The organism is Geodermatophilus sp. SYSU D01105, assembly GCF_054050095.1.
Window position 1 is genome coordinate 1 of the sequence record NZ_JBJGYR010000032.1, and the last position, 14,068, is coordinate 14,068.

The window sequence follows — 14,068 nt, forward strand, 5'->3', positions numbered from 1 at the left end:
GGGAGTGAGCGAGGCGCGCCTGTGATCGCGGGGAGTGAGCGAGGCGCGCCTGTGATCGCGGGGAGTGAGCGAGGCGCGCCTGTGATCGCGGGGAGTGAGCGAGGCGCGCCTGTGATCGCGGGGAGTGGTCGAGGCGCGGCACGGCACCTGGCCGCGGTGTCAGAGCGCCTGGCGGGCCTTCGCCACGCTGATCCCCAGGGCGCCGAGGACGCCCACGACGGCGAACAGGTGGAAGCCCCAGGGGAAGGCCACGCCGGCGGTGACCAGGGCTCCGGTGATCACCGGCCCGACGATCGCGCCGAGCCGCCCGGCGCCGGCCGACCAGCCCAGCGCCGTGGCCCGGACCTGCGGCGGGTGGTTGGCGCTGACGAAGGCGTACACCAGGACCTGGGCACTGAACACGAAGCAGCCGGTCAGGAAGCACATCGCGTAGAGGCCGGCGCTGGGCAGCCGGATCGACAGCAGCGCGAGGAACAGCGCGCCGGAGGCGAACCACACCACCCCGGCGGTGCGCGCACCGATGCGGTCGGCGACGGCGCCTGCCACCAGCAGCCCCACGACCGCACCCACGTTGAGCACCAGCAGGAAGGCCAGTGAGTCACCGAGCTCGTAGCCGGCCTCCCGCATGATCGTGGGCAGCCAGTTGTTCAGGCCGTAGACCAGCAGCAGGCCCATGAACGAGGTGACGCCGATGGCGACGGTGTTGCGCAGGTAGCCGCCGGCGAACAGCGTCCGCACCGTGGCGGTGGCCCCGGCCGTGCTGCTCTCCCCGGCGTGCCGGTCCACCGGGCCGGGTTCCTCCAGCCGGAGGCCGTACCGCCGGGCGACCTCCTCGGCCTCGGCGCGGCGGCCGTGCGCGAGCAGGTAGGCCGCGGACTCGGGCAGGTGCCGCAGCATCAGCGGGACCAGCACGAGGGCCGGCAGCGCCCCGATGACGAACATCCACCGCCAGCCGATCGAGTCGACGACGACGATGGCCAACGCGGCGGTGGCGACGGCGCCGACGTGGTAGCCGGTCATCATCGTCGTCGTCGCACGGCCGCTGCGGCCGCTGCGGGTGAACTCGTTGACCAGCGCGATCGCCGTCGGCAGGCAGCCACCCAGGCCGAGGCCCGCCAGGAAGCGGAGCAGACCGAAGACGGCCGCGTTCGGCGCGAACGCGCACAGCAGGGTGAGCAGGGAGAACGACGCCACGGCGGCGATCAGCGCCTTGCGGCGGCCCACCAGGTCGGTGAGCGTGCCGATGGTCAGGGCGCCGATCATCATGCCGACCAGCCCGATCGTGATGACCGCGGTCGCGCCGGTGCCGCTGAGCGCCCACTCCTCCGGCGTCCGCAGGGCCGGGACGACGGTGCCGACCACGACGAGGTCGAAGCCGTCGAGCAGGACGGCGACCCAGCACAGCGGGGCCACCCAGCCGACCGCCCGGGCGGCCGTTCCGCCGGTCCGCTGCGGGGTGCTCGCGGGGGTGGTGCTCATCGGGTCCTCCCGGGCCGTCGGTTCGGGTCCGCAGGGCACGGTAGGTGAGCGCCGCGACGACCCTGACATCGGTCTTCCGGACAGCGGGAGTCCCTGGCCGGGGCGGGGAACGACAGCGGGCCGCGACCGGGATCCCCGGTCGCGGCCCGCCGGCCGTGCTGGTGGTGCGTCAGTCCCGGGCGAGGACCACGCGCTCGTTCGGCACGCAGTGCGTCATCCGGAGACCGGTGACGTCCCGCGGACCGTTCTTGCCGAGGTTGGCCGCGCGCTGCAGCTCCTCCTCGGACAGGGTCTGGGTCTGCAGCGGCTCCAGGCCACGGACGTCGTCCGCCGTGATGCCGAGACCGTCGCCGACCCGCTGGCCCAGCTCGTCGTCGCACATGAAGAAGTGCCACACCATCCGCTCCTGCACGGGGCGGATCGCCTCGGAGATGTTGTCGACCAGGTTCTTCACCAGGTCGTCCTTCTCCCACTGCTCCATGAGCTGGTAGCGCTGCCCGGCCTGCGTGTAGTCGTTGGTCCGGGGGATGCGCTTGCGGGTGAGCCGGCCGGTGATGACCGGGCCCTGCTCGTCGTGCGTCGGGTACTCGGCCTCACGCAGGCCGCCCATGATCGACGGCTCGTAGTTCACGTGCGGGTTCTGGCCCGGGCCGAGGTCCACGCCGTAGGACATCTGGCCACCGCGCTGGTTGGTGTGGACCTTCGCACCCTTGGCCGAGTTGACCGGCAGCTGCAGGTAGTTCGGGCCCACCCGGTAGCGCTGGGTGTCGGAGTAGGAGAACGTCCGGCCGACCAGCATCTTGTCGTCGGAGAAGTCGAGGCCGTCGACCAGCACACCGGTGCCGAAGGCGCTCTGCTCGTTCTCGTTGTGGTGGTCGGTGACGTTGCGGTTGAGCGTCATCGTCCCGACGAGCTTGGGCTCGAACTCGTTCTCCGGCCACACCTTGGTGTCGTCGAGCGGGTCGAAGTCGAGCTCGGGGTGCTCGTCGTCGCTCATCATCTGGACGTAGAGGTCCCACTGCGGGAAGTCGCCGTTCTCGATGGCCTCGTAGAGGTCCTTCGTGGCGTGCCCGAGGTCGTTGGCCTGGATGGCGGCGGCGTCGGCCGCGGTCAGGGACTTGACGCCCTGCTTGGGGATCCAGTGGTACTTGACCAGGTGGGTCTCGCCCTCGGCGTTGACCCACTTGTAGGTGTTCACGCCGAAGCCCTGCATGTGCCGGTAGTCCGACGGGATGCCGCGCGGCGAGAACAGGTTGACCAGCATGTGCATGGCCTCGGGGGTCTGCGACATGAAGTCGAAGATCCGGGCCGGCTCCTGCCGGAAGGTGATGGGGTCGGGCTTCAGGGAGTGGATGACGTCGGGGAACTTGATGGCGTCACGGATGAAGAAGACCGCGAGGTTGTTGCCGACCAGGTCCCAGTTGCCGTCCTCGGTGTAGAGCTTCACCGCGAAGCCGCGCGGGTCGCGGGCGGCCTCGGAGGAGTCGCGGCCGCCGATCACGGTGGAGAAGCGGATGGCGAGCTCGGTCTTCTTGCCGGGGGCGTTGAGGAAGTTGGCGCGGGTGTAGCGCTCGATGGGCTCGTCGCCCCACTTCCCGGTGGCCTCGAACTCGCCGTAGGCGACGAAGCCGCGGGCGTGCACCACGCGCTCCGGGATGCGCTCCCGGTCGAAGTGGCTGATCTTCTCGAGGAACTGGTAGTTCTCCAGGGTCGCCGGGCCACGCGCGCCCACCGTCCGCTGGTTCTGGTTGTCGTAGACCGGGTGGCCCTGACGGTTGGTCAGGACCGGACGGTCCGCCTCGCTCGGCGCAGGGCCCTGCGATGCGACGTCGGTCATGCTCGTACTCCTCCTCGATTGTGGTGCTCGGGGACCTGCACGCCCTCTCCCGGAGCCCTCGACCGGCAGTTCCGGCACAGGCCCCAGAAGACGACCTCCGCCTCGTCCACGACGAAACCCGCCGTGTCCGATGGCGTCAGGCACGGAGCCGCACCCACGGCGCAGTCGACGTCGGCGACCGCGCCGCACGAGCGGCAGACCAGGTGGTGGTGGTTGTCTCCCACCCGCAGCTCGAAGAGCGCGGGGGCGCCCGCGGGCTCGATCCGGCGGGCGAGCCCGCCGGCGACGAGCGCCTTGAGCACCCCGTACACCGCCTGTGGCGAGAGGGTGGGGTGCAGGTCCCGGGCGCCGGTGACAATGGTGTCGGCGTCGGCGTGCGGACGCTGGGCCAGCACGCTCAGGACCGACAACCGGGGCCGCGTCACCCGCAGCCCGGCCTCCCGGAGACGGTGCTCCCAGGTCGTGTCCATCGGCGTCCACCCAACCGTCTTTTCTTGATTGAGTCAAGAAAACGACACGCCGACGAGCGAGTGCCTTCCTGGTGTGGTGCTGCCCTACCCCTGGGTCCGCGGCCGCACACACGGCGACAAAGGCGCCGGTCCCGGTCCCGCCCCGCCGCACGACCGCGGCGTTGCCGCGGGCGCCGTCAGGCGGAGCCCAGGGCGCGCCCCCGCGCGGCGGTCCGCTCCTCGCTCGTCTCTCGCCGCGATGCTCCCGCGGCCGTCGTCACGCGAAGACGATGGTCTTGGCGCCGTCGACGATGACCCGGTCCTCGACGTGCCAGGTGACCGCCTGGGCGAGCACCTGACGCTCCACGTACCGGCCGATCCGCCGCATGTCCTCCACCGTGGCGCGGTGGTCGATGCGGGCGACCTCCTGCTCGATGATCGGGCCGGCGTCCAGCTCCGGGGTCACGTAGTGCGCGGTGGCGCCGATGAGCTTGACGCCGCGGTCGTGCGCGGCCTGGTACGGGTTCGCGCCGACGAAGGCCGGCAGGAAGCTGTGGTGGATGTTGATCAGCCGCTCGGGGAACCGGGCGCAGAAGTCCGCCGACACGATCTGCATGTACCGGGCGAGGACCACCAGGTCGACGTCGCCGATGAGCTCGAGGGCCCGCGCCTCCGCCTGCTCCTTGGTGTCCGGGGTGACCGGCACGTGGTGGAACGGGATGCCCGCGGCGCGCGCGACCGGCTCGAGGTCGGGGTGGTTGGAGACGACGGCGGCGATCTCCGCCCGCAGGTCGCCGGACCCCACGCGGTAGAGCAGCTCCTGCAGGACGTGGTCGGTCTTGCTGACGAACACCGCCAGCCGCGGGCGGGAGCCGGCCTCGGTCAGCCGCCAGGTGAGCTGCCACTCGCGGGCCAGCAGCGCGAGCGCGCCCTCGAGCTGGTGGCGCCGCTCGGCGAGGTCCGCGAGGAAGAACTCCAGCCGCAGGGTGAAGGTGCCCCCGACCGGGTCGGAGGAGTGCTGCTGCGACTCGGTGATGTTGGCCCCGGCGTCGGCGAGCAGACGCGACAGGACGGCGACGATCCCCGGCCGGTCGGGGCAGCGGACGACGAGGCGCCCGACGTCGGTCAGCCGGTCGTCGCGGGGACCGATGGTGGGCAGCTCAACAACGGACACGCCAACCGAGGATGCCAGGCTCCGCCGCGGTTCCCGACGTCCCTCCCCCGGAGGGGTCACCCCGACCCGCCGCGCCGGCCGCCCCGTCCCGGGGCCTCGCCCGAGTCCGCGGAGGACGGGGTCCGTCAGGCCGGCGGCAGGGCGGCGCGCTGCGCCCCGGCGAGGTCGAACAGGTCGCCGTACTCCTCGACCCGGGCCAGCACGTCCTCGGTGCGGAACCGCAGGTCGCCCGGGTCGGCCCCGTCGAGCACCGCCTCGACCTCGTCCCAGCCGATCGGCGTGGACACCGTGGCGTCCGGGCGGGCCCGCAGGGAGTAGGGCGCGACCGTCGTCTTCGCCGGGTTGTTCTGGCTCCAGTCGATGAGCACCTTGCCCGGCCGCAGCACCTTCTCCATCCGCCAGACCACCCGGTCCGGGCTCTGCGCGGACAGCTCCTGCGCGAGCTGCTTGGCGTACCGGCTGGGGTGCTCGCGGTCGGTCACCCGGATGGGCGCGTACACCTGCATGCCCTTCGACCCCGACGTCTTCACGACCGGGTCGAGGCCGTCGTCGACCAGGCGCTCGCGCAGCCGGTCGGCGACCTCGCAGCACTCCAGGATGCCGGCGTCCGGACCGGGGTCGAGGTCGAGGACGAGCAGGTCCGGCAGCGCCGGCTGCAGCCGGCTGCCGACCTGCCACTGCGGGACGTGCAGCTCGAGCGCGGCGAGGTTCGCCGCCCAGGCGAGGTCGGCGACGGTCTCGAGGATCACCATGTCGAGGGTCTCCCGGCCCCGGGAGCTCCCCGGACTCGGGATCGTGACCCGCCGGACCCAGTCCGGTGCGTGCCGGGCGCTGTTCTTCTCGAAGAACGCCTGCCCCTCCACGCCGTCGGGCCAGCGGGTGAAGGTGACCGGGCGGCCCGACAGGTGCGGCAGCAGCACCGGGGCGATCCGGACGTAGTAGTCGATCACCTGCGCCTTGGTGAACGAGACCTCCGGGAAGAGGACCTTCTCCAGGTTGGAGACGTGCAGCTGCCGCCCCTCCACGCGCACCAGCTGCCGGCTCACGGGCAGGTCCATACCCGGTGCGCGGTCACCACTCCTCCACCACGTCCTCCGGCGCGAGGTCGTCCCGCAGCCCCCGCCAGGAGGGGTGGCGCATCCGGCCGTCGGCGGTCCACACGGCGAAGGCGACCTCACCGACCAGGTCGGGCTCCACCCAGCGCGCGTCGCGGGTCACCTCGCGGGGCAGGTCGCCCTCGAACGGGCTGCTCCGCCGCGGGGTGAACAGCTCCCCGAGGTCGCGCAGCGCCCGGGCGGTGAACCCGGTGCCCACGTGACCGGCGTACACGAACCGCCCCCGGTCGTCGTGCAGGCCCACCAGCAGCGAGCCCACTCCCCCGGCCCGCCGTCCCTGGCCGGGCCGCCAGCCGCCGACGACCACCGCCTGGGTGCGGAGGTTCTTGACCTTGCGCCAGTCCGGGCCGCGCAGGCCCGGGCGGTAGGGCGAGTCCAGGCGCTTGGCGACGATCCCCTCCAGACCGTTGTCCCGGCTGGCGGCCAGTACGGCCTCCCCACCGCCGCGGAACCACGGCGTGCCCACCCAGCGCTGCCCACCGATCCCCAGCGCGTCGAGCCGCTCGCGGCGCTCGGCATAGGGCAGGTCGACCAGGGACTCGCCGTCCCAGGCCAGCAGGTCGAAGACCAGGTAGGTCACCGGCGCGGCCGCGGCCATGCGGTGCACCTCCGGGCCGGTGCGGTGCATCCGCCCCTGCAGCGCGCCGAAGTCGGGCCGGCCCCGCTCGTCGAGCGCGACGACCTCGCCGTCGACGACGGCGTCGTGCCCGGCCAGCGCCGCGGGCAGCCGGCCGAGCTCGGGGTAGCGCACGGTGATCTCGGTGCCGCTGCGCGCCCACAGGGTGAGCGCGCCGTCCCGCACGGCGGCGACCGCTCGGACGCCGTCCCACTTGAACTCGTAGCCCCACTGGGAGTCCTGCGCGGCGGGCGGGAGCGCGCCGAGGGTGGCCAGCATCGGCGCGGGGACGTCGACCGGGGTCTCCGGCGGGGCGGGGTCGAGCTTGCGCACGTTCCAGGTGCCGTCGGCCAGCCGGGAGAGCACGTAGCGCCCGTGCAACCGGCGGCCGTCGAAGGCGACGGTGACGTGGTCGTCGGCCCACTTCTCGGTGGCGTACCGGCCGGCGTCCCAGATGCGCACCTCGCCGCCGCCGTACTCGCCGGCGGCGATGGTCCCCTCGAAGGAGGCGTACTCCAGGGGGTGGTCCTCGGTCGGCACGGCCAGCCGACTCTGGCCGGTGGTGGTGGGCGGCCCCTCGGGCACCGCCCAGCTCTTCAGGACGCCGTCCCGCTCCAGCCGGAGGTCCCAGTGCACCCGCTCGCCGGTTGCTCGCGGGGTGTGGTGCTCCTGGACGACGAAGGTGTCGCCGGTCCCCGGCGGCAGTGGTCGCCCCGCCGCGGGGACGGGCTCGGCGGTGCGGGCCGGGTCGCGCTCGGCGCGGTACTCGGCGAGCGGGTCCTCGCGCCGACCGCGCGGGCGCGCCGGCACGTCAGGCGCTGCGGCGGGCGCGCTTGGCCGGCTGCTCGTCCGCCGTGGCCTTCGCGACGGCCGCGGTCTTCCTGGCCGCGGTCTTCCTGGCCGGGGTCTTCGTGGCCGCCGTCCTCGTGGCCGCCGTCTTCGTGGCCGCCGTCTTCGTGGCCGCCGTCTTCGTGGCCGCCGTCTTCTTCGCGGCCGTCGTCTTCGCCGCCGCGGTCTTCCGGGTCGTCGCCTTGCGCGCGGGTCGCTCCTCGGGCTCCTCGTCGGCCGCCGGGCGCGCCGCCCGCTTCGCGGCGGTGGCCTTCTTGGCCGGCGCCCGCCGGGCCGGCGGTTCCTCCTGCGCGGCGCCGCCGCGGGCCTGCTCGACGCTGCGGCGCAGGGCGCTCATCAGGTCGACCACCGCGGCCCCCGGGTCCGCGGTCTCCGGCAACGGCTGCACCTCACCGCCGCTCTGCTTGGCCTCCAGCAGCGCGGCCATCGCCTCGCGGTAGTCGTCGGTGAACTGCGCGGGGTCGAACTCCCCCGTCATCGAGGAGATCAGCGCCTCGGCCATCTGCAGTTCCTGCGGCCGGACGGCGACGTCCTCGTCGAGGAACGCGAAGTCCGGACGGCGGATCTCGTCGGGCCAGCGCATCGTGTGCAGCACCATGACGCCGTCGCGGACCCGCAGCGCGGCCAGCGACTCCCGCTGCCGGATGGCGATCTTGGTGATCGCGACCTGGCCGGCGTTCTCCAGCGCGTCACGGAGCAGCACGTAGGGGCGGGTCGCCGAGGCGTCGGGCTCGAGGAAGTAGGTCTTCTCGAAGTGGATCGGGTCGATGTCGTCCTGGTCGACGAACTCGAGCACCTCGATCTCCCGCCGGCTGGCCAGCGGCAGCTCCTCGAAGTCCTCGTCGGTGAGGATCACCAACTGCCCGTCCGGCAGCTCGTAGCCCTTGGCGATCTCGGAGTACTCGACCTCCTCGCCGTCGATCGAGCAGACCCGCTTGTACTTGATCCGGCCCCCGTCGGTGGCGTGCACCTGGTTGAACCGGATGTCGTGGTCCTCGGTCGCGGTGTAGAGCTTCACCCCGATGCTGACCAGGCCGAACGACACCGCGCCGCGCCAGATCGACCGCATGCCGCTTCCTTCCGCCGGTCCCGTCCACGACCGCGGGCGGGGAAGGCCTTGCGGTCAAGATCGCAGGATAGGCGCGCTGCCTGCACTGCGGCAGGTCGAGCGGCCCGCTGGTCCTCCGTACGGGTGGGGCTACTGCGGGCCGTCCCCACCCGGTTCCAGAGCGCCGTTCTGGATGGAGTCGTAGAGGAACTGCAGGACGTCGGAGCCGGCGACCAGGGTCATGGTCAGCGCGATCAGGCGGGTGGCCTTGGGTGCGGTGGCGTAGCCGAAGACCAGGCCGGTGGCGACCCACTGCGCCAGACAGAACGGGCAGGTGAGCAGCTCCCCGACCGCGTGCTTGACGCCGCCGTGCTCGCGCACCTCCTCGGCCACCTCGGCGTGCCCCGAGGGACCCTGGAAGGCGGTGAAGGGAGCGCGCAACGGGCTGGTCACCGGGTCCTTGGCGATCCGGCGGGAGAGCCGAAAGGTGGCGATCGCGAGCAGGGCGGCGTCCCCCGGCGGGATGCGGTCCGGGAGCTCGCGCCCGGACGCGCGGACGGCGGCGATGCCGGCCGACACCAGACCCACGTACACGCCCATCGCCCCGAGGTCCCCGGCGAGCGGCCGGGCCTCCCCCTGCGAGTACTCGGCCTTCTGGACCCGGGCCCAGCGGCGCACGGGCGCGCCGATCCGCTGGAGCTCCTGTGCGATCGCCATGGCCCCGCCGCTACCCCGCCCCGGCCGGGCCCATGCGGAACGACGCCGGTCGGTGTCCGCGAGCGGGGTCACGCATGCCGGGGGGTCCGCCGGGTAGGGCGAGATCACGACACCGGTCACCCGACCGGTTCCCCCGTCCCCGGGACGGACGAGTGCGCGCACGGCCGACGCACGCGAAACGGAGGCACCCCATGACCGAGCCCGACCCGAACGACCGCGGAGCCGTCCACTCCGCCCTCAACGACGCCGAGTTCCCCGACGACGAGCGGGGCCTCACCGGCACCCGGGACGACGCCCGCGGCGACTCCGGGGCCACCGGGCCCGAGGGTGTGACCGCCCGCGACGTCTTCCCCGAGGACAACGGCATCCCGGACGTCTCGCAGGACGACTTCCCGACCATGCAGCGCTCCGAGGACCCCCAGTTCGCCCCGGAGCCGGGCGACCGGGAGAGCCACCAGACCGTCGGCTTCGGCACGACCGCGTTCGAGCAGTCCGAGGGCAGGTCGCTGTCGGGGCGCCTGGAGGAGGAGATCGCCGACGACGTCCCCGACGTGCGCCCCGCCGAGGACCCGAACCGCGGCCTCGGCCAGCTCGAGCAGGACTACGACACCACCCCGGACTCCGACTCCGGGACCAACCGCACCGCCGACGACATCGAGGCGTCGCAGGACCCGGTGGTCGGCGGTGAGGGGCCCGAGGAAGCCGCGATGCACGTCATCGACTGACGGCCCGCCGCCTCCTCCGGCCGGGTGTCGGGAGTGGGTCGGCTGCCGCCGGGACGGTTCTCCTCACCCGACCGGGTGTTCACCCGCCCGGACGGCGGCTGCCGTCCGGGCGGGTTGGCGCGCAGGCGAACCGTTGCATACCTTGGGCGGCGGCGGTTCAGCAGGCAGCCGCGGCCACGCCGGGTGCACCACCCGGTGCGGACACGTTCGACGACGTGCGCGTCCGGGGGCCACGACACCGGGGGGCCGCTCAGCGGTAGATTGTCCGGGCGGTCGTGCCGCCGGGCACTGCCGTTGAGAGGAGCTAGCCCGTGACCACATCCGACCTGCCTGCCGAGGGGCAGCCCGACGTGTCGACCGAGGGCACGGAGGCACCCTTCGACGACGTGATCACGCTCTCGACCTCCACCGGTGAGGACGGCGCGGTCACGGTGACGGTCGTCGGCGAAGTGGACACGTTCACCGCCCCGGTGCTCCGGTCGTCGCTGGACACGCAGCTCGAGCAGCGGCCCAAGGCCCTCGTCATCGACCTCTCCGGCGTCCAGTTCCTCGGCTCCGCCGGGCTGGCCGTCCTGGTCGAGACCCAGAAGTCGGCCCGCTCGCGCGAGGTGGACCTGCGCCTGGTGGCGACCACGCGCGCGGTCACCCGGCCGCTGGAGGTCACCGGCCTGATCGACCTGTTCACCATCGTGGACGGCAGCACCCGCTGACACCGCTCCGGGCACCGGCCCGGAGGACCACACACGACGAGGCCCCGCTCCGGCGGGGCCTCGTCGTGTCTGCGGGGGATCCGGACGGTGCCCCACGTCGCGCGCGGCGTCCCCCGGGCCCGGCCCCGTGCAGGGTCCCGCCGCGAGCCTGCGAGTGGCGGGGGTCAGGGGCCTCTCAGGCGGAGCGTCGCGGGTCCGGCCCCCCGCAGGGTCCCGCCGCGAGCCTGCGAGTGGCGGGGGGCAGGGGGGGTCCTCTTTCAGGCGGTGTCCACGGCCTGACTCCGCGCCGCGGTCCGCTCCTCGCTCGTTCCTCGCTGCGATGCTCCCGCGGCCGTCGTCAGGCGGTGAGCATCTGGCAGACCGCCTGCTCCAGCACCTTCTGCGCCGTCCGGTCGTCGGGTGCCGAGGCTGCCTCCTCGAGGGCGTCGGCGATCGTCTCGCCGTCCTCGAAGCGGTCGACGACCCGCGGGTCGACGTAGCTGGCCTTGCAGACCGCGGGCGTGTTGCCGAGTGTCTCCGACACCCGCTCGTAGGCCTGCTTGACGACCCGCTTGCGCGCCGTCTTGGTGGCCGGCTGCGGCGTCTCCGCCAGCGCCGCGGCCATCAGCACGGTGGCGTTCCACGTCCGGAAGTCCTTGGCGGTGATCTCGGCCTCGCTGACCTCCTTGAGGTAGGTGTTCACCTCCGTGCTGGTGACGTCGTGCCACACGCGCCCCTCGCCCGCCGGGTCGTCGACCCAGTAGCCGAGCAGCTCCTCACCGGTGTCCGCGGGGCGCTTGAGCAGCTCCCGGACCACCTCGGCGGTGGGCTTGTCGGTGAGCTCCAGCTCCCGTTCGATGCCTCCCTTGGCGGTGTAGGAGAAGAACACCCGCTCGCCGCGCACGCGGACGTGCTCCCTCCGCAGCGTCGCCAGACCGTAGGTGCCGTTGTCCTCGGCGTACTGCTCGCTGCCGACGCGGAAGGCCCCGAGGTCCAGCAGCCGGATCGCAGCGGCCAGCACCCGCTCCCGGGTCAGCCCGCTGCCGGTGACCGCGTGCACCACGGCGTCGCGGACGTCGGGCAGCTGGTGGGCGATCTCCAGCACCCGCTCGTGCTTCTCCGCGTCCCGGCGGGCCCGCCAGGCGTCGTGGTAGCGGTACTGGCGGCGCCCGGCGGCGTCCACCCCGGTGGCCTGGATGTGACCGTTGGGCCAGGGGCAGATCCAGACGTCCTTCCACGCCGGCGGGATGGCCAGCGCGCGGATGCGGTCGATCCGCTCGTCCCGGATCAGCGATCCGTCGGTGTCGTAGTAGGCGAACCCGCGGCCGGCGCGCCGGCGCCGGTACCCGGGGCCGTGCACGTCGCTGCGGCGGAGTCTCACGCCCGGAGGATGGGCACCGGAGCCGTTCCCCAAACCGGGACGGGCCGGGATCCCCCGTCAGTGCAGCTCGACCAGGCCGGCCAGACCGCTGATCTCGAGGATGTGCCGGGTCACCCCGCCGTCGGGGGCGTCGACGACCAGCCGCCAGCCCTCGTCGCCGGCGATCCGGGCCATGGCGAGGACGACGCGCACCGCGGCGCTGCTGAACAGCGTCACGGCGCTGAGGTCGAGCTCCACCCGGCCCGTGCCGCCGTGGCTGGCCTCCAGCAACCGGATGCGCATCTGCTCGGCACCGATCGGGTCCACCGCGCCGGCGACCCGCACCACGGGCCGTTCCCCCGTCCGGTCGACGACCACCTCGGTGGAGCTGGCGCCGGCGTGCCGCTCCTCGACCTCCTCGGGGCTGCGGCGCAGCCGCATGCTCAACGTGACCGTCGTCCCGTGCTCGCCCTGCAGCACCACGCCGTCCACCAGCTGGCGCATGATCAGCAGCCCGCGGCCGCGGTCCCCCGGGTCCCGGTCCGGCGGTCGCCAGCGGCCCTGGTCGCGGATGGTCACCGTGAGCAGCCCGTCGACGTCGACGGCCGCGGTGACGTACATGCGGCCCGGTTCCGTACCCCGGTAGGCGTGCTCGGCGGCGTTCGCGCAGGCCTCCCCCACCGCCACCATGACGCCGACCCGGTCCTGCTCGCCCATGCCCAGCCCGGCCAGCCAGGCGCCCAGCTGCCGGCGGACCGCCGGCAGGGAGGACGGCACCGCGGGCAGGTCGAGGTCCAGCGGGTCCTGCGTCTCGGCCAGCCGGTGGGCGACCAGGACGGCGACGTCGTCGGGTCGCTCCCCGGGCGAGAGCAGCCCCTCGGCGATGTCCGCGGCGAGCGAGGCAGCGCCCTCGGCGTCGAGGGGCCGGTGACTGGCCAGCACATCCCGGGTGACCGCCGTGAGCCGGCTGAGCCCCTGCGCCGGCGGCGGACCGGAGGCGGCGACCGCGCCGTCGGAGTACAGCACCAGCGTCGCGCCCGGCGGGACGACCGCGGTCGAGACGGTGGTCGGCGCGCCCGGCACGCTCCCCAGCGGCGGCCGCGGGGTCAGCGGGAGGAACGAGCACGTGCCGCCGTCCTCGACCAGCAGCGGCGCCGGGTGCCCGGCCGTGGCGTAGGAGAGCCGGCCGGTGGCGGCCTCGAGGACCCCGTAGAACACCGAGGCCCCCTCGACGTCCTCCATCTGCGCGGCGAACGCGTCCAGCGCGGCCACCACGGCCGCCGGTGCCGGGTCGCGCAGGGCCACCGACCGCATCGCGCCGCGCAGCCGGCTCATGGCCCCGGCGGCGGGGACGCCGTGGCCGACGGCGTCCCCGATGACCAGCGCCACCCGGCCGCGGCCCAGGGGGACCGCGTCGTACCAGTCACCCCCGGCCGCCCGCACCGAGCTGGCCTGGTGGTAGCTGCCGGACAACCGCAGGTCGGGCAGCAGCGGCAGGGCCGGCGGCAGCAGCGCGTGCTGCACCTGCTCGACGACGTCGGCCTCGGCGTCGGGCCGGCCCCCCGTCCTGTCGGACTCCACGAGCAGCAGGACGCCGGGCCGCCCCTCGACCTGCAGCGGCTGGAGGACGACGCTCGCCGATGGCCCGTCCGACCCGAGCGTGCCGTGCACCGTCTCCGGTCGGCCCGACCGGGCCACGACCGCGGCCAGGTCGGCGATGGCGCGGCCGTCGACCGACGGGAGGTCGGCACTGGCCGTCCCCAGCTCGCGGGCCCGGGCGTTGGCCCACACCGGCTCCATGCCCGGCCCGGCGAGGCAGTAGATGGCCGCGGGGGCGTCCTCCATGGCCGCGACCAGGAGGGCTCCGCCCGCGTCCTCGACGGGACCGGACCCCGGCGGCGAGCTGTCCTGGCTGGTGTTCATCTGCGACCAGGGAACAACACGCCCGGGACCCCGGCAACCGCGCTCCCCCGCAGGTCACGGCGGCGTTTGCCGATCGCGGGAGGCGGG

The 14,068-nt window shown here is 73.8% G+C and carries 12 protein-coding genes; 2 read left to right on the plus strand and 10 right to left on the minus strand.

Annotated elements, in window-relative coordinates; all coding sequences use genetic code 11:
• Positions 1 to 159 precede the first annotated feature (159 nt).
• The 8 genes from ACI79I_RS22235 to ACI79I_RS22270 form a co-directional block, all read right to left on the minus strand.
• A complete protein-coding gene (locus ACI79I_RS22235; protein ID WP_456994498.1) occupies positions 160 to 1,479 on the minus strand; it encodes an MFS transporter in 1,320 nt (439 codons plus the stop codon).
• A gap of 169 nt (positions 1,480 to 1,648) precedes the next feature.
• On the minus strand, positions 1,649 to 3,316 hold the full coding sequence (locus tag ACI79I_RS22240; protein WP_456994499.1) for a catalase: 1,668 nt from the start codon (positions 3,314 to 3,316) through the stop codon (positions 1,649 to 1,651).
• Positions 3,313 to 3,786: a Fur family transcriptional regulator gene (locus ACI79I_RS22245; protein ID WP_456994500.1), complete on the minus strand. Its 474-nt coding sequence runs from the start codon at positions 3,784 to 3,786 to the stop codon at positions 3,313 to 3,315. Before ACI79I_RS22245 ends, ACI79I_RS22240 begins: the two co-directional genes overlap by 4 nt.
• Positions 3,787 to 4,042: 256 nt before the next feature.
• On the minus strand, positions 4,043 to 4,939 hold the full coding sequence (gene purU / locus ACI79I_RS22250) for a formyltetrahydrofolate deformylase (protein ID WP_456994501.1): 897 nt from the start codon (positions 4,937 to 4,939) through the stop codon (positions 4,043 to 4,045).
• A gap of 125 nt (positions 4,940 to 5,064) precedes the next feature.
• A complete protein-coding gene (gene ligD, locus ACI79I_RS22255; RefSeq protein ID WP_456994502.1) occupies positions 5,065 to 5,985 on the minus strand; it encodes a non-homologous end-joining DNA ligase in 921 nt (306 codons plus the stop codon).
• Positions 5,986 to 6,010: 25 nt separating this feature from the next.
• Positions 6,011 to 7,480, minus strand: a complete 1,470-nt coding sequence (ligD, locus tag ACI79I_RS22260) for a non-homologous end-joining DNA ligase (RefSeq protein WP_456994503.1) — start codon at positions 7,478 to 7,480, stop codon at positions 6,011 to 6,013.
• A gap of 1 nt (position 7,481) precedes the next feature.
• A complete protein-coding gene (gene ku / locus ACI79I_RS22265) occupies positions 7,482 to 8,588 on the minus strand; it encodes a non-homologous end joining protein Ku (RefSeq protein ID WP_456994504.1) in 1,107 nt (368 codons plus the stop codon).
• Positions 8,589 to 8,717: 129 nt separating this feature from the next.
• The gene (locus ACI79I_RS22270; protein WP_456994505.1) at positions 8,718 to 9,284 is read right to left on the minus strand and encodes a DUF1360 domain-containing protein; all 567 of its coding nucleotides are present in this window, start codon (positions 9,282 to 9,284) and stop codon (positions 8,718 to 8,720) included.
• A 191-nt stretch (positions 9,285 to 9,475) separates the two neighbouring features.
• On the opposite strand from ACI79I_RS22270, the gene ACI79I_RS22275 reads away from it, so the two are divergent.
• A complete protein-coding gene (locus tag ACI79I_RS22275) occupies positions 9,476 to 10,009 on the plus strand; it encodes a hypothetical protein (RefSeq protein ID WP_456994506.1) in 534 nt (177 codons plus the stop codon).
• Between the two features lie 311 nt (positions 10,010 to 10,320).
• Positions 10,321 to 10,719 (plus strand): STAS domain-containing protein, encoded by a 399-nt coding sequence (locus ACI79I_RS22280; protein WP_456994507.1) that lies wholly within the window; start codon positions 10,321 to 10,323, stop codon positions 10,717 to 10,719.
• A 337-nt stretch (positions 10,720 to 11,056) separates the two neighbouring features.
• Here ACI79I_RS22280 and ACI79I_RS22285 read toward each other — a convergent pair whose 3' ends face one another.
• The gene (locus ACI79I_RS22285) at positions 11,057 to 12,079 is read right to left on the minus strand and encodes a DNA topoisomerase IB (RefSeq protein ID WP_456994508.1); all 1,023 of its coding nucleotides are present in this window, start codon (positions 12,077 to 12,079) and stop codon (positions 11,057 to 11,059) included.
• A 57-nt stretch (positions 12,080 to 12,136) separates the two neighbouring features.
• Positions 12,137 to 13,981 (minus strand): SpoIIE family protein phosphatase, encoded by a 1,845-nt coding sequence (locus tag ACI79I_RS22290; RefSeq protein WP_456994509.1) that lies wholly within the window; start codon positions 13,979 to 13,981, stop codon positions 12,137 to 12,139.
• Positions 13,982 to 14,068: the final 87 nt, after the last annotated feature.